Origin of the sequence: Pseudomonas sp. OVF7, assembly GCF_030644265.1 — a bacterium.
GTDB classification, from domain to species: domain Bacteria; phylum Pseudomonadota; class Gammaproteobacteria; order Pseudomonadales; family Pseudomonadaceae; genus Aquipseudomonas; species Aquipseudomonas gorinensis.
Window position 1 is genome coordinate 7150448 of the sequence record NZ_CP128996.1, and the last position, 24209, is coordinate 7174656.

At 56.9% G+C, this 24209-nt stretch carries 23 protein-coding genes; 9 read left to right on the plus strand and 14 right to left on the minus strand.

The window, feature by feature from the left end; translation table 11 throughout:
* Nucleotides 1-3: 3 nt before the first annotated feature.
* Nucleotides 4-936 carry a FecR domain-containing protein gene (locus QU606_RS32690; protein ID WP_304998008.1) on the minus strand — a complete coding sequence of 311 codons (933 nt, stop codon included), beginning with the start codon at nucleotides 934-936 and terminating at the stop codon, nucleotides 4-6.
* Nucleotides 937-1229: 293 nt separating this feature from the next.
* Here QU606_RS32690 and QU606_RS32695 point away from each other — a divergent pair, with 293 nt between their 5' ends.
* Complete coding sequence (locus QU606_RS32695; RefSeq protein WP_024072558.1) at nucleotides 1230-1952, plus strand: response regulator transcription factor; 723 nt, start codon at nucleotides 1230-1232, stop codon at nucleotides 1950-1952.
* Between the two features lie 155 nt (nucleotides 1953-2107).
* Here the strand turns inward: QU606_RS32695 and QU606_RS32700 are convergent, their stop codons facing one another.
* The 13 genes from QU606_RS32700 to dnaA all read right to left on the minus strand — a co-directional run bounded on the left by QU606_RS32700 (nucleotide 2108) and on the right by dnaA (nucleotide 15786).
* A complete protein-coding gene (locus QU606_RS32700; RefSeq protein WP_024072557.1) occupies nucleotides 2108-2545 on the minus strand; it encodes a hypothetical protein in 438 nt (145 codons plus the stop codon).
* On the minus strand, nucleotides 2542-3294 hold the full coding sequence (locus tag QU606_RS32705; RefSeq protein ID WP_304998009.1) for an SDR family oxidoreductase: 753 nt from the start codon (nucleotides 3292-3294) through the stop codon (nucleotides 2542-2544). Before QU606_RS32705 ends, QU606_RS32700 begins: the two co-directional genes overlap by 4 nt.
* An 8-nt stretch (nucleotides 3295-3302) precedes the next feature.
* Complete coding sequence (locus tag QU606_RS32710) at nucleotides 3303-4073, minus strand: SDR family NAD(P)-dependent oxidoreductase (RefSeq protein ID WP_024072555.1); 771 nt, start codon at nucleotides 4071-4073, stop codon at nucleotides 3303-3305.
* Nucleotide 4074: 1 nt separating this feature from the next.
* Nucleotides 4075-5223 (minus strand): NADH:flavin oxidoreductase, encoded by a 1149-nt coding sequence (locus tag QU606_RS32715; RefSeq protein ID WP_024072554.1) that lies wholly within the window; start codon nucleotides 5221-5223, stop codon nucleotides 4075-4077.
* Between the two features lie 13 nt (nucleotides 5224-5236).
* The gene (locus tag QU606_RS32720) at nucleotides 5237-6436 is read right to left on the minus strand and encodes an AfsA-related hotdog domain-containing protein (RefSeq protein ID WP_069077294.1); all 1200 of its coding nucleotides are present in this window, start codon (nucleotides 6434-6436) and stop codon (nucleotides 5237-5239) included.
* On the minus strand, nucleotides 6433-6963 hold the full coding sequence (locus QU606_RS32725) for a DUF2867 domain-containing protein (protein WP_024072552.1): 531 nt from the start codon (nucleotides 6961-6963) through the stop codon (nucleotides 6433-6435). The genes QU606_RS32720 and QU606_RS32725 overlap by 4 nt, the downstream gene beginning before the upstream one ends.
* A gap of 13 nt (nucleotides 6964-6976) precedes the next feature.
* Nucleotides 6977-7570, minus strand: a complete 594-nt coding sequence (locus QU606_RS32730; protein WP_024072551.1) for an NAD(P)H-dependent oxidoreductase — start codon at nucleotides 7568-7570, stop codon at nucleotides 6977-6979.
* Nucleotides 7571-7705: 135 nt separating this feature from the next.
* On the minus strand, nucleotides 7706-8281 hold the full coding sequence (locus QU606_RS32735; RefSeq protein ID WP_041160802.1) for an acyl-homoserine-lactone synthase: 576 nt from the start codon (nucleotides 8279-8281) through the stop codon (nucleotides 7706-7708).
* 159 nt (nucleotides 8282-8440) lie between these two features.
* Nucleotides 8441-9157 carry a LuxR family transcriptional regulator gene (locus QU606_RS32740; RefSeq protein ID WP_051448857.1) on the minus strand — a complete coding sequence of 239 codons (717 nt, stop codon included), beginning with the start codon at nucleotides 9155-9157 and terminating at the stop codon, nucleotides 8441-8443.
* 420 nt (nucleotides 9158-9577) lie between these two features.
* Nucleotides 9578-11995 carry a DNA topoisomerase (ATP-hydrolyzing) subunit B gene (gene gyrB / locus QU606_RS32745; protein WP_168233011.1) on the minus strand — a complete coding sequence of 806 codons (2418 nt, stop codon included), beginning with the start codon at nucleotides 11993-11995 and terminating at the stop codon, nucleotides 9578-9580.
* A gap of 4 nt (nucleotides 11996-11999) precedes the next feature.
* Nucleotides 12000-13103, minus strand: coding sequence for a DNA replication/repair protein RecF (recF, locus tag QU606_RS32750; protein ID WP_024072542.1), 1104 nt, complete (start codon nucleotides 13101-13103; stop codon nucleotides 12000-12002).
* Between the two features lie 20 nt (nucleotides 13104-13123).
* Nucleotides 13124-14227 (minus strand): DNA polymerase III subunit beta, encoded by a 1104-nt coding sequence (gene dnaN / locus QU606_RS32755; RefSeq protein WP_005783345.1) that lies wholly within the window; start codon nucleotides 14225-14227, stop codon nucleotides 13124-13126.
* Nucleotides 14228-14265: 38 nt separating this feature from the next.
* Nucleotides 14266-15786, minus strand: coding sequence for a chromosomal replication initiator protein DnaA (gene dnaA, locus QU606_RS32760; RefSeq protein ID WP_024072541.1), 1521 nt, complete (start codon nucleotides 15784-15786; stop codon nucleotides 14266-14268).
* 585 nt (nucleotides 15787-16371) lie between these two features.
* On the opposite strand from dnaA, the gene rpmH reads away from it, so the two are divergent.
* The 8 genes from rpmH (at nucleotide 16372) to QU606_RS32800 (ending at nucleotide 24200) form a co-directional block, all read left to right on the plus strand.
* On the plus strand, nucleotides 16372-16506 hold the full coding sequence (gene rpmH / locus QU606_RS32765; protein ID WP_003213577.1) for a 50S ribosomal protein L34: 135 nt from the start codon (nucleotides 16372-16374) through the stop codon (nucleotides 16504-16506).
* A gap of 13 nt (nucleotides 16507-16519) precedes the next feature.
* Nucleotides 16520-16927: a ribonuclease P protein component gene (rnpA, locus tag QU606_RS32770; RefSeq protein WP_020302575.1), complete on the plus strand. Its 408-nt coding sequence runs from the start codon at nucleotides 16520-16522 to the stop codon at nucleotides 16925-16927.
* Nucleotides 16920-17165 (plus strand): membrane protein insertion efficiency factor YidD, encoded by a 246-nt coding sequence (gene yidD / locus QU606_RS32775; RefSeq protein WP_077430980.1) that lies wholly within the window; start codon nucleotides 16920-16922, stop codon nucleotides 17163-17165. The genes rnpA and yidD overlap by 8 nt, the downstream gene beginning before the upstream one ends.
* Before the next feature lie 2 nt (nucleotides 17166-17167).
* Nucleotides 17168-18850: a membrane protein insertase YidC gene (gene yidC / locus QU606_RS32780; protein ID WP_024078260.1), complete on the plus strand. Its 1683-nt coding sequence runs from the start codon at nucleotides 17168-17170 to the stop codon at nucleotides 18848-18850.
* 79 nt (nucleotides 18851-18929) lie between these two features.
* Nucleotides 18930-20300, plus strand: coding sequence for a tRNA uridine-5-carboxymethylaminomethyl(34) synthesis GTPase MnmE (mnmE, locus tag QU606_RS32785; protein WP_102623663.1), 1371 nt, complete (start codon nucleotides 18930-18932; stop codon nucleotides 20298-20300).
* A gap of 550 nt (nucleotides 20301-20850) precedes the next feature.
* Complete coding sequence (gene mnmG / locus QU606_RS32790) at nucleotides 20851-22743, plus strand: tRNA uridine-5-carboxymethylaminomethyl(34) synthesis enzyme MnmG (RefSeq protein WP_041161328.1); 1893 nt, start codon at nucleotides 20851-20853, stop codon at nucleotides 22741-22743.
* Nucleotides 22740-23384, plus strand: coding sequence for a 16S rRNA (guanine(527)-N(7))-methyltransferase RsmG (rsmG, locus tag QU606_RS32795; protein ID WP_150054703.1), 645 nt, complete (start codon nucleotides 22740-22742; stop codon nucleotides 23382-23384). Before mnmG ends, rsmG begins: the two co-directional genes overlap by 4 nt.
* Nucleotides 23385-23402: 18 nt before the next feature.
* The gene (locus tag QU606_RS32800; protein WP_015886651.1) at nucleotides 23403-24200 is read left to right on the plus strand and encodes a ParA family protein; all 798 of its coding nucleotides are present in this window, start codon (nucleotides 23403-23405) and stop codon (nucleotides 24198-24200) included.
* Nucleotides 24201-24209: the final 9 nt, after the last annotated feature.

Sequence of the window (24209 nt, forward strand, 5' to 3'; positions counted from 1 at the left end):
TGGTCAGCCACCGGAAGCCTGCGCCTGCGTGGCGGGCGGGTAGTAGAAGATGTCATAGACCCCGGTTTCTCCTTCCAGGCCATGCTCGTCATACGCCGATACACGAACGTGATAGAACGATGCCTTGAGCCCAGTGAAGCTCATTTTCGGCTCACTGGAAAAGTTTTCCTGCTGGATGTTCATAAAGGCTTTATCAGTCGCCACTTGGGCGCGATACCGCCGGGCACCGGGCAACGGTCGCAGGTACAAACGCCAGACCGGCGCATCACCTTTCTGCCCATCCTGGCCGATAAGCCTGGGCGCGGACAGTAACTCAACGGGGTGAAGATCACCTTGTTGCTTGAACAGCAGGCCTTGCCGGCCATCGACCTTGACCTCTGCTTCGGCAGGCGCGGTTTTCAGGGCGCGATTGACCGCCACCTGACCATCAAGCACCTCCAGCATGGACTGTTCACCGTCATCACGTACTCGAAAGTGCGTGCCTCGCACACCCAACACCCCGACAGGGGTGATGATCTGGAACCGGTCGTAATCACTGGCTCGCTTGATCACATACGCTTCAACCTGGCCTTGTTCGAGTATGACCTGCGGAATCGACCGCTTCTCGACCAGGCGCAAGCGCACCTGGGAACTGGAGGGCAGCACCAGCCGCGAGCCATCCCCCAACGACAGGCTGACAAACGCCGACGCCGATGTCTTCACACCCTCCTGCTCATCGATGGTCATGCCTTCCTGCAAAGGCATCGCCTTGCCTCGCGGGTCGAGTTTCCAGGCATCCCCGGTGACATGCTGGACGACGGCCGGCAAAGGTTGCGCACGGCAAAGAAAATCATCTTCGAGGTAGGGGGGACGCGTCTTGGCACCGGCGCTGGCCGAAGCTACCAGGATCAACAGGGCGGGGAGGGTACGGCGCGTCGCGCGGGGAGAGAGGGTCATGGTGCTCATTAAGGTATGGGTTCCAGAAGGCATCTGACATCAACGCGCAGGTGTTGGCGGCAGCGTACCTGTCGGCTGATCCTTTTACTTACGATCGGGAGCCGGTATCTTTCCCACCTGGGTATCGAGGACTTTCAATGGCTTAACGGCCCTTTGATATCAGCGTACCGAGAGTTCCAAGGGGGCGTTGAATCTGACCACAATTCTTCAGATTCAGAGGCCGGCAACTGTGCAGTATGTGCCATATATCCAAGGCCGTCGGCTGCCTAATATTAGAAGAAAGGACCTTCGACATGCGTGTCGCAATACTGGATGACGAACCCGCTGAACTGCGGCGGGTGGAACAGACACTGCGACAAATCCCCAGTATCACGGAACAGCCCTGGTCTCTGCATTGCTTCGAACGCGGTGAAGACCTGCTGCGCCAACTGCGCCGCGAAACTTTTGACCTGCTGATACTCGACTGGCAATTGCCTGATATCAGTGGCATCGCGATACTGCGCTGGACACGCGAACACATGGAAGCGCCCCCCGCGGTCATCATGCTGACCAGCCGTGATGCCGAGAGCGATATTGTCACTGCGCTCAACAGCGGCGCCGATGATTACGTCAGCAAACCCTTTCGACCCAATGAGCTCAAAGCGCGAGTCACCGCCGTTTTGCGTCGGCATGGTTTTCAGAAGTCCGCGAACAACGAAGTACAAAGCTTCAACGACCTGACCTTCGATGACGCCGAACTCACCGTTACCCGTGCGGGCAAACCAATCAACCTGACCGAACGCGAGTACCGATTGGCCAGTTGCTTGTTTGCCAACCTGGCACGGCCGCTTTCCCGAGAGTACCTCTATGAGCGGTTCTGGAGCCATGAGGAAATGGTCTCTTCAAGACCGTTGGATACGCATATCTATCGGCTGCGTAACAAGCTTGGCCTGACGGCCGACCGGGGTTGGCAGCTGTTGACCATCTATGGGTATGGGTATCGATTGGAGAGTGTGGCGCCGGCGACTCAACGCTGAAAATCACGATGTTCCACGTGGAGCATTTTAAAAAACGGCCTGAGCAGTCCAGGCCGTTCTCGGTTCCAACAGGATTGTCGTGTTGATGCCGACCCCGGGATTGACCGATCGGTGAAATCTCGGCAACTGGGTCAACTCGGCATCGGCGCCAACCATCAGTAAGAACGGGCCCCTTCTCGGGTGGGTTTGGCGACGTTGCGCTCGAATAATCTGTGGGAAAACTCCAGTACCGCCAGCAACAGTTGAACGACACCCAGCACCAGCAAGAAAGGCGAAGCGCCACCGCTGACGGCCAATACCTGCAGTACCACGACGATCACGCGCAGCAAGGCGCTGAGACGGGCATGTTCGCGTGTGGGGGCTCGCCAACGCACAAAGCCCCACACAAGGTATGCCCAGGCGCCGATGTTGAGCAGGAACATGGCCGTGGGGTCGAGCGTCGAGAAGCGGCTGTTGAAGCCCAGTTGTTGGTCGACCCATTGGATCATTGAATAGGCCCAGACGGACACCATCGGCAAGGCGAATGGGGCCATTGCAAGAATGTCGTATATAGCGCCAACGCGTACGATTTTCTCATGTGTGGATTGGGTCATTGCGGGTTCTCCTCCTTGAGTGGTTGGTTCAGCAAGTCGCGAATTTCTTGGAACTCTCCCGATTTCAGTCCATTACGATGGCGCTCGGCCAAAACCTGGACAATATGCCCAGCGCGGGAGTCGGCGTCGACGATGTAGCCGGGAACTGCCGCTCGTTGCCGCAGCGCGACAAGATCGCTGAAACGCTCATCCGCCGCCATGATGGTCCGTGCCACAGTCGTCTGGACGTTGCAGAGCCCCAGAACGGCAAAGAATGTGTGTGGGTTTTCCAATTGATAGATTTTTGCCAGAGCATTCAACGCTGCCTTGGATACGGAATATGAGAGCATCCCCGCACGTTGGCGCAGTGCCGAAATCGATGATGAAAAGACCACCGTACTGGGGGGCGGCGTCGCACTCAGCATAATGTCCAGGACCATTTTTACGGCGCCCAGGTTGAGCGCCAAGACGCTATTGAACTCCTGCATCGAGGTCTGCGTGGCCAGTTGGGGCGCGCCGCCGAACCGTCCCGCATTCAGGTAGACGGTCTCTACCGGGGCAGGGGTACGCGATAGCAACGTCTGCAAGATTGCCGGTGCGCGCTCGATATCGGTCAAATCGCACCGCATAAAGTGGAAGTGCTCCTGTGGCGGGATATTGGCCGCAGGATTTCGTGACACCGCGAGCACCTCGTCGCCCCTGGCCAGGTAATAGCGTGCCAGGGCGTTGCCGATACCGGTGCTTACACCGGTGATCAATATGCTAGCCATGATTACCCCTAGAATTTGCCGATGTGATAGCCGCCATCGGCGCTGAGCACTGTGCCGGTGATATAGCTGGATCTCTTGCTCAGCAAAAACATGATCGCATCGGCGATTTCCTCTGGCTGGGCAAAGCGCTTCATGGCCGTCACGTCACGCTTGCGCTGGGTGTTTTCCGGATGGGCAGCCAGCCGTTCCGGAGAGTTCATACCTCCCAGTGTCGGCCCGGGCGCTACGGCGTTGACGCGCACGGCAAAGCCGGAATCGCTGTCGCAGGCATTCTCCATGGCGGCGACCTGCGTCAAGGCATTGAGCGCTGTCTTGCTGGCGACGTAGGCCGCCTGATTGGCCATCGGCATCACGCCAGCGCACGAGGACACGTTGACGATCGCTCCATCGGGGTACTGGCTGATCAATGCCAGTTCTTTTTGCAGGCAGTAAAGGGGGCCGTTCAGGTTGGTGTGGATGACCCTGTTCCAGTCCTGCGGCTGGATTGTCGCGATCGGCGCGTAGGGGGCGGTAATGCCTGCGTTGTTGATGGCGTAGTGCAACTGATCAACCTCGCCAGCCACCTTCGCGAAGGCCTCGGCTACTGAAGTTTCCGACGCTACATCGCAAAAGATGAACTGCGCCGAAGCCCCGAGTATCTCCAGAGCGGCGGCAGCCTTTTGCTCGTTTCTGCTCATCAGGAACAGCCGCGCGCCCGCTCCGGCCAGTTGCTTTGCCACGGCTAGGCCGATACCGCTTGCTCCGCCGGTGATGACGACGTTCTTGTCTTGAAATTCCATGTTATTGATTCCCGTAATGGATGTGAGCGGGCCGCTTGTAATGCTCATTCACGCAGCAATACACCCGATCGAGTTGCGGATTGCTCTTGTCTCGAAAGCAGTTACCGTCAAACCGGCATTGCTGGACCTGATCCTCATGGCCGGCGAGCGACTTGCTGATCAGGTCGTTATCGGCAAAAAGGGCTCGGCTCATGCCGACCAGATCACAGTGACCCAGCCGCAGTTGATCTTCTGCCTCCTGCAGCGAGCCAATGAAACCGGCATAGCCGACCGGGAGCGAGGTGAACGACTTGATCAGCCGCACCCCTTCGACGAACTGTCGCTGAATCTCAGGATGGGCAGAAAGCATGTAGCGGAAGGTTTCCTTGATGGTGATCGAGCACATGATTGCCGACGTCCCGGCGTCCGCCAGGGCAGCCACTACGTCCTCGAGCAGTTCCGGTTGCTGCCCGCTGGTGCCCAGACAATCATCGATGCCCAGGCGCACGGAAACCTCCAGGTCTCCAGCGGTAACCCTATGAATGCGGTCGATGACTTCCAGCAGGAACCGCGCTCGCTTGAGCGGGCTGGCGCCATAGGCGTCACGCCGATGGTTGGTCCAGGGCGATAGAAAACTGCTCAGCAGATAGCCGTTGGATGCCTGGAGCTGGACCATTTTGGCGCCGGCCTGTCTGGCACGCAGAGCCGCTTGGGCAAACTGATCGCAGACAGCGTCGATGTCCTCGACACTCATCTCTACCAACAGATCGGCACCGCTGCTACCGGATAACGCACTGCGGCTCGGGCAAAGCAGCGGTTGGCCGCTGATCTGCGTGCCACCTTGGGCTCCGTAATGCTGAAGTTGCACCACCACCGGACAGTCCCGCTGGTGGCCGTACTCCACCAGCGGCGCGAGCTTTTCCAGGTTGGCATCGCTGTGCAGGCACAGGCCTCGCGCATGCAGGCGCGTGGAGGGCGCTATGGAGGAGTTGCCCAGTACCACCATGGCGCAGCCACCGTCGATCACATGTTGATAGAAAGTGAGCATTTCTTCGGACAGCGAACCGTCCGAGGTGGCCAGGTCGATGCCCATCGGGGCGAAATACAATCGGTTTTTCAGCGAAACGCTCTTACCGATCACCAGTGGGCGTTGTGAAAGCTCATAGCTCATGGGCGAACGATCCTCATGCCACGATTTGCTCGTGGGCCAGAGGGGCTGGTGAAGAGGCCGCGGCCCATCGCATCTGCCCGGCAAAGAAGCAGTGGCACTTGATCGTTTCACGGAGTTCGCTGGCCTGGTCCTTGGACAACTTACCGAACACCAGCACCCGCTGGTCGGATTCGCCGGTGGAGCAGGTCGAAGCAACTGGCAGGCTGAGGAAACCACCCCCTTCGATGTAGAGCGATACGGTACTGACCGTGCTCCAATCGATGGCCCCGGCTTGATGAGTCACCAGCACTCCCAGTACCGAGAGCAGGCTCAGCCTGGCTTGCAACACGCTATCGGCGTGATGCACGAGGATGTTCTTGGGCAAGCGATCGGAAGGGGTAAACCAATGATCCTGAGGGTAGTTCAACGAGCGCATGCGTTTGAACAGCGGTAACTTGATCACTGCGCCTTGCAGCCAAAGACGCGACACCAGCCGACCGTTCTGATAGAAGTTCGCGCACTTGTCGATGGACTTGGGTTGTGATCGCCTGAGGCCCTGGGCCTGCTGCACCACGATTTCGACTTCATAGGCCGATTCGGTGTAGGCATTGAAGGAAATGCGCAAGTCTTCGATGGAAATGGAAACTGCGCCGCGCCGGTGCCCCAAGTAGTTGTAGACGTAGTAGTACATGGCTTGCCTGGCCACCTCGATCAACATCAGGCCCGGCACATGTTCGTGCTGCTTGTTATAGAAGTAGTAATTCTTGGTGTCATTGATCAACAGATAAGACCCCTGCCTGGCCTTATCCCACTGCGCGAGCGCTTCAAGGCACTCGATCATGCGTAATACCTGGTCGGACGGTATTTCGGCATCACCGCCCTGAAAATGCTGGGCAAGGTAGCGTTGGGCCTGCAGGGGGATGAATTCAGCCGTGAGGATGAAGTGGTCGCCGCACTCGGTATAGAAATCAGTCAGGCGGATCTCGAAGGTGGAGAGTGTGCTCGCCTGTTCCGCACTGATTTTCAAGGGCAGATAGCGCAGCACATACTGGCCATCTTGCGCACTGTACAGCGCCTCGAACAGGGCCTGATCCTGCGCGTTGCCAGCCAGTATTTCTGCACCAATCGTAGTACTGAGAAAACTGGGCAGAATCAGCCTTGGTCGAGCGATCAGGACATCCTTGGGGCTGTCTTTGTGCAACAGATGGGGGTCAATCAAGTCTGCGCAGTTCATGGGTTGCGATCTCCAAGTGAGCGAATTGGGGAATGTAGGGGGAGACGGGACAGCAAAAGCTTAATGATGGGCCCATGTACCGGCGCCACCGGCAGCATGTAGAGGCGGCCGAAAGTATTGAAGGTCTTGACGGAGGTGGTGATATGCAGGCAACGCGGTTGCGTGAGTGTTGTATCGATCGAGACCATGACCGCCAGATGGGTATCGCGTGAGGTCAGTACCAGCTTGTGTGCGCTGAGGGCCTCGATGGTGAAGAAATCGAGCTTTTCGCCGACCGTCGGGACGCACTCTGGTGTGACGCCCGAGAACCCGCCGATCTTCTCGACGTGAAAGTGCTGCGAGATGCTGTCGCGCAGCCTGAACGCACCTTTGAGCCAGGCGGGCGTCGCGGCCGTCATCAGGCAATACAGTTCGAATACCGTGGATTCGGTGTCGATGATCGCGCTGGCCGAATGCAGAAAACCTAGCTCATGGTGCTCGGCCACCAGGCTGGCGCACGGTGGGATCTGGGCGTTTGGCGTCTTCATGATGGATGACACCTTATTGCAGCAGGGCGATTTGCGCCTGCTCGGCCTGCAATAGCATGTTTTCGTAGAGCTGGTCGGCGGATGCCTGGTCCTCAATGACCTGTTCGGCGACATTCTGAGCGATGACGTCGATTGATTCGTCGTCGATGAATACCGATTCGTAAACCCCGACGACAGGCAGGTAGATACCTTTGACGTACGCCACCGTCTGCTGCAAAGGCCTGAGCAATTCATCCAGTGTGTAACGGTTGAACCCGCCAGCGCGGTAGCCTGTGGATGGCGCCCCCACTGTGGTGACGATCATGAACTCCTTGTTCTTGAGCTTGTCACCGCCGCGTGCGTAGGCATAGCCGGGGGTGAACACTTCATCGATCCACTGTTTCATGATTGCCGGGCAGGAATACCAATACAACGGAAACAGCAACACGATGCGGTCATGGGCATCGAGCAACGCCTGCTCTGCACGAACATCGAACCCGGTGGGCGTTACCGCGCAGGACAGGCTATGGACCTTGACGCCACGATGGCTGATCTTGCTCATGATCGCGATATTGACGCGGGAAACCGAGAGATCCGGATGCCCCGAAATGACAATGACTTTTTTCATGTAGGGCCCATGTCCTTTATATGGTTGAAATGCCGATGCAGCGCTATTTAAGAACAGGGGCCTGAAGTTGTAACCTAACCTTTTGGGGAGGCGGCTTGCCCAATTTGCCGGCAGCGGCAGGCCATTCGTAGTGCTTCAGGCCACTTCTCGATCAACAAGGCTGGGCGGTACCCTGATCCAGTTGGCCATGATCTTTTGCCCTTCGATCACGGTCAGCTTTTCCCCGCAATGAGCGTCGAAGCCCGCTTTGCGCAATAATCGGGCGATCCCGGGCGGAGATACCGTGATCAATTGGCGAACCTCGTGGCGAGCCGCGACCTTGAGCACTTCGTGCAGCAGCGCCACGGCGTTCGGCGATGACATTGAATGGCCAGTGAAGGTCTGTTGCTGCAGGTCGACGGCAGCAAAACGGGAGATTTCCCAGATGTCCGCCGAATGAGGGAGTGCCTGGTCGCCGAGCACCTGGGGAAACACTTCTCCCAGCAGATAGGGCTTGTGTGTGGGCAGCAGCCGCGCTACGCCGACGATGCGCGGGCCTTGATGGGCGATCACGTATACCGTGTCGTCGCGATCGAATTGATCCAGCTCCTCACCGATCGCACAGTCCAGATGCCATCCAAGTTTCTCGACAAATACGCGATAGCGATATCGCAGCAGGGCCTGCCACAGTTCTATCGGTAATGTAAGGCGCGTACCCGTGGTCATATACATGAGGAACCCTCGGCAAATAATCGAGGGATAATTCAGCAGAATAATCGAATGCTTAGGTACTGCTCTTTTGGGCAGGTGCGTCTTCAACGTGCGAGTATTATTGTTGTTGTTCTCACTCGGCGCCGTTAACGCTTCAGCGGTGCACACATGAGTGGTGTCTCAGACGAGCAAGCCCAGTGTAGTGGCGCGCACTACGGTAGCGGTGCAGTTATGGACACCCAGTTTCGAGCCTGCATTGCGCAGGTGAAACTTGATGGTTTCCCGCGATAGCGAGAGGATCAAACCGATCTCGTAGGCAGTCTTGCCGTCGGCCGCCCACTTAAGGACTTCACATTCGCGCCGCGACAGCGATTTTTCCTGCGGTAATTGCCACTGCGGTGTCAGCACTCGCAAGAACCCCTGATGGGCGACATTCACCAAAAACCGCATGTATTTTTGATTGGATGCGAGCTCTTGCGCAGTAATAGCGTCGCTGGGGCGCGCCAGTGTCAGCATGCCGCCGCTGCCGCGGCCGTCCAGACAGGATTGAGCCCAACCATGGACCAGTCCGGCTGCGCGGGCTTCCTCCCACATCTGCGGGGTTTGCTGGGTTATTTGCTCGTCCCAGACAATCGGTATCGTCGATTTCGTGCAGTGTTGCACTGTCGGGTCCACGGCAATGTATTCGCACTGGGCATAGCGTTGTCGCCACGAAGGCTGAAAATTGTTGCTCATCACGACCGCAGGGCGGGTGACGGGTATAGGTATTCGGATCCCATAGGCGCAATAGTCGAACCCTAGGTGTCTTGCAGTGCTTACGATCCGGTCCAACAATTCAGCTTCAGTTTGGGCATTGTCGATCGTGTGTAACAGGTCATCCATCCACTTCACTGTCATTCTCCTTGAATTGACCTTGTTACGCTCTATCTGCGCCGACTATCACTTTCGGACGCACTCATGACACATGGGTAGTGCTGCTACTGCTTGGTAACTTGCCAGACCAGTGATCGGTATTGGGATTACTGCCGCTAGGCAAGGGTAGCCTGACTGCAGCGGGAAATCATTGAGCTGGAACAATTCATTGACAGTTGGTGACCGAGCGTTGGGAAGTTTGAGACGTTCTGTTACCTGAACCCTGTGATGGCGTCACCACCGAATTGGCCCCGCTGCCGATAACTACAACAGCGCTAAAAATCTCTGTTTTTAAAGACAAAAAAGCCAACGTTTAAAAACGTTGGCTTTTTCAGTCAGTTGAGCTGACAAGCTTGAGTCATCTATTTGTGAAAGTTCTCATTTATTCTGAGAACCTCCACCTGATCAGAAGTCCAGGTTGGACACCGCCAGGGCATTGCTTTCGATGAAGTCACGACGTGGCTCGACCGCATCACCCATCAGGGTGTTGAAGATCTGGTCTGCGCCAATGGCGTCTTCGATGGTCACACGCAGCATGCGGCGCTGAGCTGGGTCCATGGTGGTTTCCCACAGTTGATCCGGGTTCATCTCGCCCAGACCTTTGTATCGCTGGATGGTGTGGCGCTTGGTGCTTTCAGCCATCAGCCAGTCGAGGGCTTCCTTGAATTCCTTGACCTGCTTCTTGCGTTCGCCACGTTGAATATAAGCACCGTCGTCCAGCAGGGTGCTCAGTTGCGCGCCCAGGGTTACCACGGTCTTGTAGTCATTGCTGCCGAAGAAGTCGCGGTTGAAGGTGACGTAGTTCGACAGGCCGTGGGAGATCAGCTCGACCTCTGGCAGCCAAACGTTACGTTCACGGTCTTCACGCAGGCTGGCCTTGTACACCAGGCCAGACTTCTCGACGGTGCGCAGGCGCACCTCGTACTGAGCCAGCCATTCCTGCATGTGGGCATGATCGCCCAGCTGCTCCAGGCTCACAGCCGGCAGGTAGATGAAGTGCTCGGTCAGCTCCTGAGGGTACAGGCGCGACAAACGCTTGAGGGTCTTCATCACCATGCGGAAGTCGTTTACCAGACGCTCCAACGCCTCACCGGAAATACCCGGTGCTTCGTCGTTCAAGTGCAGGCTCGCGTCTTCCAGGGCCGACTGCGTCATGTACTCTTCCATGGCGTCGTCGTCTTTGATGTATTGCTCTTGCTTGCCTTTTTTCACTTTGTACAGTGGCGGCTGGGCGATGTAGATGTAGCCGCGCTCGATCAACTCCGGCAACTGACGGAAGAAGAAGGTCAGCAGCAGGGTACGGATGTGCGAACCGTCGACGTCAGCATCGGTCATGATGATGATGTTGTGGTAACGCAGCTTGTCGATGTTGTATTCCTCGCGACCAATACCGCAGCCCAAGGCTGTGATCAAGGTGCCGACTTCCTGGGAGGAAATCATCTTGTCGAAGCGGGCTTTCTCAACGTTGAGGATCTTACCCTTCAACGGCAGGATGGCCTGGGTGCGACGGTTACGACCCTGCTTGGCGGAACCGCCAGCAGAGTCACCTTCCACCAGGTACAGTTCGGAAAGGGCAGGGTCCTTCTCCTGGCAGTCAGCCAGTTTGCCGGGCAAGCCGGCGATATCCAACGCGCCTTTACGACGAGTCATCTCACGGGCCTTACGCGCCGCTTCACGGGCACGTGCCGCATCGATCATCTTGCCGACAACCAGCTTGGCTTCGTTCGGGTTTTCCAGCAGGAAGTCGGAGAAGTATTTGCCCATCTCCTGTTCCACTGCTGTCTTCACTTCGGAAGACACCAGCTTGTCCTTGGTCTGGGAGCTGAACTTAGGGTCCGGCACTTTTACCGAGATAATTGCGGTCAAGCCTTCACGGGCGTCATCACCGGTAGTGGCGACTTTGTGTTTCTTCGCCAGGCCTTCAGCTTCGATATAAGTATTCAGGTTGCGCGTCAGCGCAGAACGGAAACCCACCAGGTGAGTACCACCGTCGCGCTGTGGAATGTTGTTGGTAAAGCACAACAGGTTCTCGTTGAAGCTGTCGTTCCACTGCAACGCGATTTCCACGCCGATGCCGTCTTCACGCTGGATGTTGAAATGGAACACCTGGTTGACCGCAGTCTTGTTGGTGTTCAGGTATTCAACGAATGCACGCAGACCACCTTCGTACTTGAACAGCTCTTCCTTGCCGCTGCGCTCATCCTTGAGGACGATGCCAACACCGGAGTTGAGGAAGGACAGTTCACGAATACGCTTGGCCAGGATGTCCCAGCTGAAGTGGATATTCTTGAAGGTGTCAGCCGAAGGCTTGAAATGAATCTGGGTACCGGTGGACTCACTGTCGCCAACAATTTTCATTGGTTCTTGTGGCACACCGTGGACGTAGGTCTGTTCCCAAATCTTGCCGCTACGGCGAACAGTAAGGATCAGCTCTTCAGACAGAGCGTTCACTACCGACACACCCACACCGTGCAAACCACCGGAGACTTTATAAGAGTTGTCGTCGAACTTACCGCCGGCGTGGAGCACGGTCATGATGACCTCTGCCGCCGATACGCCTTCTTCTTTGTGCACATCTACCGGAATGCCACGACCGTTATCGCGCACGGTGATGGACTCATCCGGGTGGATGATGATGCTGATGTCGTCGCAGTGACCGGCCAGAGCTTCGTCGATGGAGTTGTCGACCACCTCGAACACCATGTGGTGCAGACCGCTACCATCATCGGTGTCGCCAATGTACATACCGGGACGTTTGCGTACGGCATCCAAACCTTTCAGCACTTTAATGCTGGTCGAGTCGTACGTGTTTTCTTCGCTCATGCCTTCACTCCCGATGGTCGTGGGTCTGGGTGATACGGCCTTGTTCCACGTGGAACAAAGCGACTGGCGTTTCCGTCTGCCAGCCTTCCCTCAATAATTCGTGGTCTACACAGGTGATAAAAACCTGGCAGCGTAATTCTTCTAACAAACGGCATAACGCGAGGCGGTGTTGCTCGTCGAGTTCGGACGGCAAGTCATCCACCAGATAAATACACTGGCCACGCCTGGCCTGGCTAACGAGATGCCCCTGGGCGATCCGTAAAGCACACACCACCAACTTCTGCTGACCACGGGACAAGATGTCCGCGGCATTGTGTGCGCCTAATCTAAGGCGCAAATCAGCCCGTTGGGGTCCGGCCTGGGTATGGCCGATTTGCTGATCCCGCTGCAAGGACGTGGCGAGCACTGCACTCAGCTCGCGCTCTTTGTCCCAACCACGGTAGTAACTCAGCGTCAGCCCCTCGAGATCCAACAACTCACTCAAGGTCTGCTCAAAGACTGGTTTCAAGGCTTTGATATAGGCGCGGCGGTATTCATCAATTTCGTCGCTGGCCAGGCACAGTTCCCGGTCCCAGGCCGCTTGCGAAGCGGCGTCAAGTGTACCATGCCGCAGCCATGAGTTCCGCTGCCGCAGGGCCTTCTGCAGGCGCTGCCACGTGGCCATGAATCGCGGTTCCACGTGGAACACTCCCCAATCGAGGAACTGACGCCGGATCTTCGGTGCGCCTTCTAATAAACGGAAACTGTCTGGGTTGATCAATTGCAGCGGCAGGATTTCCGCCAGTTGCGCCGCACTGCGAGCATTTTGCCCATCAATGCGAATTTGAAACTCCCCGCCACGATCGCGGGAGATCCCCAAGCTGCTGTGCCCACCTTCAGCCAATTCAACTTGGCCAAACACTGTGCACGCCAGTTGTTCGTATTGAATCACCGGCAACAGTCGAGCACTGCGGAATGAACGGGCGAGCCCCAGCAAATGGATGGCCTCCAGCACGCTGGTTTTGCCACTGCCGTTGGCGCCATGGAGGATATTGATGCGTGGGGAGGGGGAGAAGGTCACCGGGTGCAGATTGCGCACCGCGGTGACCGAGACGCGACTGAGGGACATCTAGCTTCTGCTGAGCATGATTACAGGCGCATCGGCATAACAACGTAAGCCGAGTCGTCGTTATCGGATTCTTGCACCAGGGCACTACTGTTGGAGTCCGACAGGATCAGGCGCACCTGTTCCGTGGTCATCACGCCCAGCACATCAAGCAAGTAGCTCACGTTGAAGCCGATTTCCAGCGAACCGCCGTTGTAGTCGACGCCCACTTCTTCTTCCGCTTCTTCCTGCTCCGGGTTATTGGCCTGGATCTTCAACTGGCCGTTGGCCAATTGCAGGCGGATACCGCGGTACTTCTCGTTCGACAGAATCGCGGTACGGCTGAAGGCTTCACGCAGGGCCTGACGATCGCCGATGACCAGCTTGTCACCGCCTTTAGGCAGCACACGCTCGTAATCCGGGAACTTGCCGTCAACCAGCTTGGAGGTGAAGGTGAACTCCCCCGTGGTCGCGCGGATGTGATGCTGGCCCAGGACAATGCTGACGTTGCCATCCGGTTCGGTCAGCAAACGTGCCAATTCAAGGATACCTTTACGCGGCACGATCACCTGGTGACGGTCCGGCTGACCGATATCAGCACGCATCGAGCACATTGCCAGACGATGACCGTCGGTGGCCACGGCACGGATGATGCCTTCCGACACTTCCAGCAGCATGCCGTTGAGGTAGTAACGCACGTCCTGCTGGGCCATCGCGAAGCTGGTGCGCTCGATCAAACGGCGCAGCTTGCTTTGCTCCAGGCTGCAGGTCAGCGAGCCAGGGCCTTCTTCAACGGTGGGGAAATCATTGGCTGGCAAGGTAGACAGCGTAAAACGGCTGCGACCGGCCTTGACCACCAGCTTCTGCTCATCAACCTTGATGTCTATCAGCGCATCGTTGGGCAGGCTCTTACAGATGTCCATCAGCTTGCGCGCGGGCACGGTGATCTCGCCAGGTTCGGCGGGTTCTTCGAGCTGGACGCGCCCCACCAGCTCGACTTCCAGGTCGGTACCGGTCAAGGACAACTGCTGGCCTTCGACAACCAGCAATACGTTGGAGAGCACCGGCAAGGTCTGTCGGCGCTCGACGACGCCTGCGACCAGTTGCAGGGGTTTCAACAGGGCTTCGCGTTGAATGGTGAAATGCATGGTCTAGTCCCTTGCCTTAATAAGCTGCGCTGGTGTCATCACGTAGTCAGTGTACGCAGCAGGTTCTTGTAGTCCTCGCGAATATCCGCGTCGGATTCCTTAAGTTCGTTGATTTTGCGGCACGCGTGCAAGACTGTGGTGTGGTCGCGACCGCCAAACACATCACCGATTTCCGGCAGGCTGTGGTTGGTCAACTCCTTGGAGAGTGCCATAGCCACCTGACGCGGACGAGCCACCGAGCGCGAGCGGCGCTTGGACAGCAGGTCGGAAATCTTGATCTTGTAGTACTCCGCCACGGTGCGCTGGATGTTATCCACACTAACCAGCTTGTCCTGGAGTGCCAGCAGGTCTTTCAAGGATTCGCGAATCAACTCGATGGTGATGTCGCGGCCCATGAAGTGCGAGTGTGCGATCACCCGCTTGAGCGCGCCTTCCAGCTCACGCACGTTGGAGCGAATGCGTTGGGCAATGAAGAATGCGGCGTCGTGGGGCAGGTCGACCTTCGCCTGGTCAGCCTTTTTCATCAGGATCGCTACGCGGGTTTCCAGCTCCGGCGGCTCTACCGCAACGGTCAGGCCCCAACCAAAGCGCGACTTCAGGCGTTCTTCCAGGCCTTCGATTTCCTTCGGATAACGGTCGCTGGTCAGGATGACCTGCTGGCCGCCTTCGAGCAGGGCGTTGAAGGTGTGAAAGAACTCTTCCTGGGAACGTTCCTTGCGGGCGAAGAATTGAATGTCATCGATCAACAAGGCATCAACGGAACGGTAGAACCGCTTGAACTCGTTGATCGCATTGAGCTGCAGGGCCTTGACCATATCAGCCACGAAGCGCTCCGAGTGCAGGTACACGACCTTGGCATTCGGGTTCTTCTTTAATAGATGGTTACCCACAGCGTGCATCAAGTGAGTCTTACCCAAGCCAACGCCACCATAAAGGAAGAGTGGGTTGTAACCATGCTTGGGGTTATCGGCCACTTGCCAGGCGGCCGCCCGGGCCAGCTGGTTGGATTTACCTTCGACGAAGTTCTCGAAGGTAAAGGTGCGGTTCAAGTAGCTGGTGTGCTTGAGCGCGCCTTCCACCTGCACAGTGCGCTGTTCCGCGCGAACCGGGGCCTGCTGCGAGCTGGCACCTGCCATTGGGTCGAAGCTGTCGCGGGACGGCTCTTCATTTATAGGCGCGTTTTTCTGCGACGAGGATTTTGAAGGCGTCGGAGCAACCGGTGCTGGCGAGTTATTAACAGGCGCGACAGCGGACTGTGCCTGCGAGGCACTCGCTGCCAACGGCGCATTCGGCGCAGCGCGAGGCGCCGAGCTGCGTTTGCTGCCTATTAATAAGGAGAGCACGGGCGCGAGGCCATTGCCATGCTCATCGAGCAATTCGAGAACGCGGCTCAGGTACTTCTCGTTGACCCAGTCGAGAACAAAACGATTGGGTGCGTAGACACGCAACTCGTCGCCTTCGGCTTCGACCTGTAGCGGACGGATCCAGGTGTTGAATTGCTGGGCAGGCAGCTCATCGCGCAAAAGCTCCACGCACTGCTGCCAAAGTTCCACTGACACGGATATCCCCTAAGTTGAAAGCCGGTGAGGCAAAAACAGCCGCCATTGTAGCGGCCAGCCGCCCACTTATCCACATGTAGGTTGCTCACACACCAGCCAAAATCAATGCCTTAACCGTAAAGAAGGCGACAGATGGTCTGTGCATAAGCTCTGTGGATAAGCGCACCTAAGCCCGTTGTACAAGTGGGGTCGAAAGTCTGTGGGTAACCGGCCTGTGGATAACAACCCATTCCACACACAGCTTATCCGACAGCGCAGCACAGGCAGAGCACCGTTTCTCCCCCGTGTTGTCATTCTCTGTACATCACGTGGAATATGGCCTCAAGGCAGTTATCCACAGACGAACGCTTCCCTAGCTTTTATAAGCTTTACAGAAAAGCTTTAAATAACTTCCTTCTTTATTTTTATATCTATGGCATTGCCCATGGAAGCCAGGCGGACAGAAAAGGCCTGGATACGTGCAAAGATCTAATTAAAGGAAAAGCTGGTTGGAAATTGACCTAGAGGCTTGCTTTCTCTAGAATCGCCGGTCTCTTAAAACGGGGGCCATTCCGGCCCGTTGTGGACGAACCAGGTAACAACGCCATGAAACGTACTTTCCAACCAAGCACCATCAAACGCGCCCGTACCCACGGCTTCCGTGCTCGCATGGCCACCAAGAACGGCCGTGCTGTCCTGTCGCGTCGCCGCGCCAAAGGTCGTGCGCGTCTGGCAGTTTGATAATCCGGTACTGGTGGTGAGTCAGGACTTCAGTCGGGAAAAGCGCCTGCTTACCCCCCGGCACTTCAAGGCAGTCTTTGACTCCCCTACCGGCAAGGTTCCGGGGAAAAATCTCCTGCTCCTTGCGCGTAACAACGATCTGGATCACCCCCGTCTCGGGTTGGTGATCGGCAAGAAGAGCGTAAAGCTCTCCGTTGAGCGCAATCGCCTCAAGCGTCTGATGCGCGAATCGTTTCGCCTCCACCAGGACACTCTGGTTGGTTGGGATATTGTTATCGTCGCGCGCAAAGGCTTGGGGGACGTAGAAAACCCCGAATTGATTCAGCATTTCGGCAAGCTCTGGAAACGTTTGGCGCGTACCCACAAGCCAGCACCAGCAGTCAGCACCGAAACTGTAGGGGTAGACAGCCTTGATGCGTAAACTGGCGCTCGTTCCGATCCAGTTTTACCGTTATGCCATTAGTCCTCTGATGGCCAACCACTGTCGTTTCTACCCCAGTTGTTCCTGCTACGCGTTAGAGGCCATAGAAAATCATGGTCTTCTGCGCGGTGGCTGGCTGGCCTTTCGTCGTTTAGGCCGCTGTCATCCGTGGAATCCCGGTGGTTATGACCCGGTTCCACCTATCCCTACCTCCCGTTCTTCTTCGATGGCCGAGTAATCATGGATATTAAACGCACGATCCTGATCGTCGCCCTGGCAATCGTGTCCTACGTCATGGTTCTTAAGTGGAACCAGGACTATGGCCAAGCTGCCCTGCCGACTCAGAATGTTGCTACCAATCAGGCTGCGCCGGCTATTCCGGACACCCCGCTGGGTAACAATGCGTCCGCGAGTGCCGATGTTCCCAGCGCGAATGGCGAGACAAGCGCCCCTGTAGAAACGCCAGTAGTCACCAATAAAGACCTCATCCACGTCAAAACGGATGTGCTCGACCTGGCTATCGATCCACAAGGTGGTGATATCGCCCAGCTGAAGCTGCCGCTTTATCCACGTCGCCAAGACCATCCGGATGTTCCGTTCCAGCTGTTCGATAACGGCGGCGAACGCGTTTATCTGGCACAAAGCGGCCTGACTGGCACCAACGGTCCGGATGCTCGTGCTACCGGTCGTCCGGTTTATTCGACCGAACAGAAAACTTATCAACTGGCTGATGGCCAAAACCAGTTGAACGTTGACCTGAAATTCAGCCTCGATGGCGTCAACTACATCAAGCGTTTCAGCTTCACCCGTGGTTTGTACGACTTGAAGGTCACTTACCTGATCGACAACGAAAGCGACAAACCGTGGAGCGGCAACCTGTTTGCCCAGCTCAAGCGTGATGGCAGTTCCGATCCGTCTTCCAGCACCGCCACCGGCACCGCGACTTACCTGGGCGCCGCCCTGTGGACAAGTAACGAGCCGTACAAAAAAGTGTCGATGAAAGATATCGACAAGGGCGCGCTGAAAGAAACCGTTCAAGGTGGCTGGGTTGCCTGGCTGCAACACTACTTCGTGACCGCATGGATTCCGAACAAGGGTGAAGCCAACCTGGTGCAAACCCGCAAGGACAGCCAGGGCAACTACATCATTGGCTTTACTGGCCCGGCGTTGACCGTCGCTCCAGGCGCCAAGGCTGAAACCAGCGCTACCTTGTATGCCGGCCCGAAAAGCCAGGCAGTACTGAAAGAGTTATCCCCAGGCCTGGAACTGACTGTGGATTACGGCATCCTGTGGTTTATTGCCCAGCCGATCTTCTGGCTGCTGCAACATATCCACAGCATCGTCGGCAACTGGGGCTTCTCGATCATCTTCCTGACGATGCTGATCAAGGGGATCTTCTTCCCACTGTCGGCCGCCAGCTACAAGTCGATGGCGCGCATGCGTGCCGTGGCCCCTAAATTGGCCGCGCTGAAAGAACAACATGGTGACGACCGGCAGAAAATGTCGCAGGCCATGATGGAGTTGTACAAGAAAGAGAAGATCAACCCGCTGGGTGGATGCTTGCCGATTCTGGTACAAATGCCAGTATTCCTTTCGCTGTACTGGGTACTCCTGGAAAGCGTGGAAATGCGCCAGGCTCCGTTCATGCTGTGGATAACTGACCTGTCGATCAAAGACCCGTTCTTTATCCTGCCGATCATCATGGGCGCGACCATGTTTATCCAGCAGCGCTTGAACCCAACGCCGCCGGATCCGATGCAGGCCAAGGTAATGAAAATGATGCCAATCATCTTCACCTTCTTCTTCCTGTGGTTCCCAGCTGGCCTGGTGCTGTACTGGGTGGTCAACAACGTGTTGTCGATCTCTCAACAGTGGTACATCACACGTAAGATCGAAGCGGCTACCAAAAAAGCCGCGGCGTAACTTACTCTGTGGATAACCACTCAAGACGCCCCCTAGTGGGGCGTTTTGCTTTCCGTCACTTTTGTTCTGGAACCTGCTGATGAGCGCTCCTCGTGAAACCATCGCTGCTGTCGCTACCGCTCAAGGTCGCGGCGGTGTCGGTATCGTTCGAATTTCCGGGCCGCTCGCCGGCATTGCCGCCAAAGCCATCAGTGGTCGTGAACTCAAGCCTCGCTACGCCCATTACGGCCCCTTCCTGGATGCGGATAACGGGGTATTGGACGAAGGCTTGGCACTTTATTTCCCAGGCCCTAATTCCTTTACCGGCGAAGATGTCCTCGAATTGCAAGGACACGGTGGCCCGATCGTCCTGGATATGTTGCTGCAACGCTGCCTGCAACTGGGTTGTCGCCTGGCGCGCCCGGGAGAATTCAGCGAGCGGGCATTCCTCAACGACAAGCTCGACCTAGCGCAGGCCGAAGCGATAGCCGACTTGATCGAGGCCAGTTCTGCACAGGCTGCGCGCAATGCATTGCGCTCGCTGCAGGGGGCGTTTTCCCTGCGTGTGCATAACTTGACCGAGCAACTGATCAGCCTGCGTATCTACGTGGAAGCGGCGATTGATTTTCCGGAAGAGGAAATCGACTTCCTTGCCGATGGCCATGTATTGGCGATGCTGGACAAGGTCCGCGATGAATTATCCACAGTACTGCGCGAAGCCGGGCAAGGCGCCTTGCTGCGTGACGGCATGACCGTGGTGATTGCCGGTCGACCCAATGCCGGTAAATCCAGCTTGCTCAATGCCCTGGCGGGGCGTGAAGCGGCGATCGTCACCGAGATTGCCGGTACCACACGGGATATCCTGCGCGAACATATCCACATCGACGGTATGCCCTTGCATGTGGTCGATACCGCCGGGCTGCGTGATACAGACGACCAGGTGGAAAAGATCGGCGTAGAACGGGCGCTCAAGGCCATCGGCGAAGCGGATCGGGTACTGCTGGTGGTGGATGCCACCGCACCTGAAGCTGTTGATCCTTTTGCGCTGTGGCCGGAATTCCTTGAACAACGGCCAGACCCGGCCAAAGTTACCTTGATCCGCAATAAGGCTGACCTCACAGGGGAAGCCATTGCCATGGAAACCAGTGACGATGGCCACGTCACCATAAGTCTGAGTGCGAAGTCGGCCGGGGACGGCCTGGAGCTGCTGCGTGACCACCTCAAGGCCTGCATGGGTTACGAACAGACTTCAGAAAGCAGCTTCAGCGCCCGTCGCAGGCACCTGGAGGCGTTGCGTCATGCCAGCGCGGCCTTGGAACACGGTCGGGCACAGCTGACCTTGGCGGGGGCAGGGGAGCTGCTGGCTGAGGATCTACGCCAGGCCCAACAGCTGTTGGGCGAAATCACGGGGGCATTCAGCTCGGATGATTTGCTGGGACGGATTTTTTCCAGCTTCTGCATCGGTAAATAGTCTTTCGTTTTCCACAGACAGGCCATTCGCGCCTGTCTGTTTCTTTCGCGTACCCCGATTTCCTCCTTTCTCTATGCATAACCAGGTCGTGGGTGGCCTCCGCGTGCGCGCAATTTGCTTCAGTGCTCCCATTTCTGTGGATTAAGCCCTGTGAATAACCGCCCCTGTGCTCGGTTGATAACAGGGCTCGAAACCTGGGCTAAAACCCGCCTGTGGATAACCATCTGTTTAATCCACAGGCTTAAAGCACTTATCCAAGCCCCTCATGGGCACATGACCACAGACTTTTAAAGCGCTGTACATAACGAAAATAAAGGCCTGTAGAGATCTATCCACAGAAAGGTGCCTCAGTAGAAATAAACATAAAAACAAAGATTTAATAAACTTCTCTCTTTTAATTTCTATTGTCTTTGATTCATCCACAGCTGGTTAAATTTTGTGCAAAGGGTTCTTTAGGGAGGGCTAAGTCCCTATACTTGCCGCCAAAGCTCTAAAACCAGCTCAACCAATCAATTCCTAATTACCTACATAAGCAGGCACGAGGTGCGTGGTGGATTTCCCTTCCCGTTTTGAAGTGATCGTCATCGGCGGCGGTCATGCCGGTACCGAGGCAGCACTGGCGTCAGCACGCATGGGCGTAAAAACCCTGTTGCTGACGCACAACGTGGAAACCCTCGGTGCGATGAGTTGCAACCCTGCCATCGGTGGGATCGGCAAAAGCCATCTGGTCAAGGAAATCGACGCCCTTGGCGGCGTGATGGCCATGGCTACCGACAAGGGTGGCATTCAATTTCGCGTGCTCAATAGCCGCAAAGGCCCGGCCGTGCGTGCCACACGGGCTCAAGCCGACCGCATCCTGTACAAAGCAGCGGTTCGCGAAACCCTGGAAAACCAGCCGAACCTGTGGATATTTCAACAGGCCGCCGATGACCTGATCGTCGAGCAAGACCAGGTACGTGGTGTCGTCACCCAGATGGGCCTGCGTTTCTTCGCGGAATCCGTGGTGTTGACCACCGGTACCTTCCTCGGCGGACTTATCCACATAGGCATGCAGAACTATTCCGGCGGCCGCGCCGGTGATCCTCCGTCGATTGCCCTGGCCCAACGTCTACGTGAATTGCCACTGCGGGTCGGTCGCTTGAAAACCGGAACTCCGCCGCGTATCGACGGGCGTTCCGTGGATTTCTCAGTGATGACCGAGCAAGCTGGGGATACGCCGATTCCGGTCATGTCGTTCATGGGCTCCAAGGAGCAGCATCCGAAACAGGTCAGCTGCTGGATTACCCACACCAATGCCCGTACCCACGAAATCATCGCGGCGAATCTCGACCGTTCGCCGATGTATTCCGGGGTGATCGAAGGCATTGGCCCGCGTTACTGCCCATCGATCGAAGACAAGATCCACCGTTTTGCCGACAAGGAAAGCCATCAGGTCTTCATCGAGCCCGAAGGCTTGACCACCCATGAGCTGTACCCGAACGGTATTTCCACATCACTGCCGTTCGACGTGCAAATCCAGATCGTGCAATCGATTCGCGGCATGGAAAACGCACACATCGTGCGCCCGGGCTACGCCATCGAGTACGACTACTTCGACCCGCGTGACCTGAAGTACAGCCTGGAAACCAAAGTGATCGGCGGTTTGTTCTTTGCCGGACAAATCAACGGCACCACCGGTTATGAAGAAGCTGGTGCCCAAGGTTTGCTGGCCGGAACCAACGCTGCATTGCGTGCCCAGGGTAAAGACAGCTGGTGCCCGCGTCGCGATGAGGCGTACATCGGTGTATTGGTCGACGACCTGATTACCCTGGGCACCCAGGAACCGTACCGGATGTTCACGTCCCGGGCGGAATATCGCCTGATCCTGCGCGAAGACAACGCCGACCTGCGCCTGACCGAAAAAGGTCGCGAACTGGGCCTGGTCGATGACGCACGCTGGGCAGCCTTCTGCAAAAAACGCGAAAGCATCGCGTTGGAAGAGCAGCGCCTGAAAAGCACCTGGGTCCGCCCGGGCACCGAGCAGGGCGATGCGATTGCTGAAAAATTCGGCACGCCGCTGACCCACGAATACAACTTGCTGAACCTGCTGTCCCGTCCGGAAATCGACTACGCTGGTCTGGTCGAAGTGACCGGGCAGGGCGCAGAAGATCCGCAGGTCGCCGAGCAGGTCGAAATCAAGACCAAATACGCCGGTTACATTGACCGCCAGCAGGACGAGATCGCCCGCTTGCGCGCCAGTGAAGACACCAAGCTGCCTGTGGATATCGATTACACCGGGATTTCCGGGTTGTCGAAGGAAATTCAAAGCAAGCTGGGGATAACTCGGCCGGAAACCCTGGGCCAGGCGTCACGTATCCCTGGCGTAACCCCGGCAGCCATTTCGCTGTTGATGATTCATTTGAAAAAACGCGGCGCGGGCCGTCAGTTGGAGCAAAGCGCTTGAGTTCGTTGGTCACCTCGCAACACGCCGAAGAGTTATCCACAGGTGCACACCAGTTGGGCGTCGACCTGACCCCGGTCCAGCACGAATTGCTGTTGGGCTACCTGGCCCTGTTGATCAAATGGAACAAGGCTTACAACCTGACCGCCGTGCGTGATCCCGACGAAATGGTGTCCCGTCACTTGCTCGACAGCTTGAGCGTGATGCCGTTCATCGAAAATGGTCGCTGGTTGGACGTTGGCAGTGGCGGCGGCATGCCGGGCATCCCGTTGGCCATCCTGTTTCCCGAGTCCCAAGTGACCTGCCTGGACAGCAACGGCAAGAAAACCCGCTTCCTGACCCAGGTCAAACTCGAACTCAAGCTGGATAACCTGCAAGTTATCCACAGTCGCGTTGAAGCCTTCACGCCTGAGCAGCCTTTCAACGGAATTGTTTCCCGGGCATTCAGCAGCATGGAGAACTTCTGCAACTGGACCCGCCACCTGGGCGACCGCGAAACCCGTTGGCTGGCAATGAAGGGCGTTCATCCAAGCGACGAGCTGTTAGCATTGCCGGCAGACTTCCACCTCGATAGCGAACACGCCTTGGCCGTACCCGGTTGCCAAGGCCAACGCCATCTGCTGATACTGCGCCGCACGGCATGATTGGGAACACAAGCAAGAATGGCTAAGGTATTCGCGATAGCGAACCAGAAAGGTGGCGTGGGCAAAACCACCACCTGCATCAACCTCGCAGCATCCCTGGTCGCGACAAAGCGCCGGGTGCTGTTGATCGATCTCGATCCACAGGGCAACGCCACCATGGGTAGCGGTGTGGATAAACACGGCCTGGAAAACTCGGTCTACGACTTGCTGATTGGTGAGTGCGACCTCGCCCAGGCCATGCACTACTCCGAGCATGGCGGTTATCAACTGCTGCCGGCCAACCGCGATTTGACCGCGGCGGAAGTCGTGCTGTTGGAAATGCAGATGAAAGAAAGCCGCTTGCGCAGTGCCTTGGCGCCGATCCGCGAGAATTACGACTACATCCTGATCGACTGTCCGCCGTCGCTGTCGATGCTCACGCTCAACGCTTTGGTGGCTGCCGATGGGGTAATTATCCCCATGCAGTGCGAGTACTACGCACTGGAAGGGTTGAGCGACCTTGTGGATAACATCAAGCGTATCGCCGAGTTGCTGAACCCGAACCTGCAGATCGAAGGCTTGCTGCGGACCATGTTCGACCCGCGCTTGAGCCTGATGAACGATGTTTCGGCGCAGCTCAAGGAACACTTTGGCGAGCAACTGTACGACACCGTGATCCCGCGCAATATCCGTCTGGCCGAAGCGCCAAGCTACGGCATGCCGGCTTTGGCATACGACAAAACATCGCGTGGTGCGATTGCCTACCTGGCCCTGGCCGGCGAGATGGTTCGTCGCCAACGCCGCAATTCACGCACTGCTGCAGCCCAGCCAACTTAAGGAATCCCC

What these genes read in the sequence shown, in the direction of transcription:
- yidD (WP_077430980.1), top strand. Translation starts at nt 16,920, where the DNA reads ATGCGTAAACTGGCGCTCGTTCCGATCCAGTTTTACCGTTATGCCATT.
- QU606_RS32725 (WP_024072552.1), bottom strand. Translation starts at nt 6,963, where the DNA reads ATGAAGACGCCAAACGCCCAGATCCCACCGTGCGCCAGCCTGGTGGCC.
- QU606_RS32705 (WP_304998009.1), bottom strand. Translation starts at nt 3,294, where the DNA reads ATGGCTAGCATATTGATCACCGGTGTAAGCACCGGTATCGGCAACGCC.
- mnmE (WP_102623663.1), top strand. Translation starts at nt 18,930, where the DNA reads ATGAGCGCTCCTCGTGAAACCATCGCTGCTGTCGCTACCGCTCAAGGT.
- recF (WP_024072542.1), bottom strand. Translation starts at nt 13,103, where the DNA reads ATGTCCCTCAGTCGCGTCTCGGTCACCGCGGTGCGCAATCTGCACCCG.
- dnaN (WP_005783345.1), bottom strand. Translation starts at nt 14,227, where the DNA reads ATGCATTTCACCATTCAACGCGAAGCCCTGTTGAAACCCCTGCAACTG.
- QU606_RS32800 (WP_015886651.1), top strand. Translation starts at nt 23,403, where the DNA reads ATGGCTAAGGTATTCGCGATAGCGAACCAGAAAGGTGGCGTGGGCAAA.
- QU606_RS32735 (WP_041160802.1), bottom strand. Translation starts at nt 8,281, where the DNA reads ATGTATATGACCACGGGTACGCGCCTTACATTACCGATAGAACTGTGG.
- yidC (WP_024078260.1), top strand. Translation starts at nt 17,168, where the DNA reads ATGGATATTAAACGCACGATCCTGATCGTCGCCCTGGCAATCGTGTCC.
- QU606_RS32715 (WP_024072554.1), bottom strand. Translation starts at nt 5,223, where the DNA reads ATGAGCTATGAGCTTTCACAACGCCCACTGGTGATCGGTAAGAGCGTT.
- QU606_RS32740 (WP_051448857.1), bottom strand. Translation starts at nt 9,157, where the DNA reads ATGACAGTGAAGTGGATGGATGACCTGTTACACACGATCGACAATGCC.
- QU606_RS32695 (WP_024072558.1), top strand. Translation starts at nt 1,230, where the DNA reads ATGCGTGTCGCAATACTGGATGACGAACCCGCTGAACTGCGGCGGGTG.
- QU606_RS32730 (WP_024072551.1), bottom strand. Translation starts at nt 7,570, where the DNA reads ATGAAAAAAGTCATTGTCATTTCGGGGCATCCGGATCTCTCGGTTTCC.
- QU606_RS32720 (WP_069077294.1), bottom strand. Translation starts at nt 6,436, where the DNA reads ATGAACTGCGCAGACTTGATTGACCCCCATCTGTTGCACAAAGACAGC.
- gyrB (WP_168233011.1), bottom strand. Translation starts at nt 11,995, where the DNA reads ATGAGCGAAGAAAACACGTACGACTCGACCAGCATTAAAGTGCTGAAA.
- QU606_RS32710 (WP_024072555.1), bottom strand. Translation starts at nt 4,073, where the DNA reads ATGGAATTTCAAGACAAGAACGTCGTCATCACCGGCGGAGCAAGCGGT.
- QU606_RS32690 (WP_304998008.1), bottom strand. Translation starts at nt 936, where the DNA reads ATGACCCTCTCTCCCCGCGCGACGCGCCGTACCCTCCCCGCCCTGTTG.
- rpmH (WP_003213577.1), top strand. Translation starts at nt 16,372, where the DNA reads ATGAAACGTACTTTCCAACCAAGCACCATCAAACGCGCCCGTACCCAC.
- QU606_RS32700 (WP_024072557.1), bottom strand. Translation starts at nt 2,545, where the DNA reads ATGACCCAATCCACACATGAGAAAATCGTACGCGTTGGCGCTATATAC.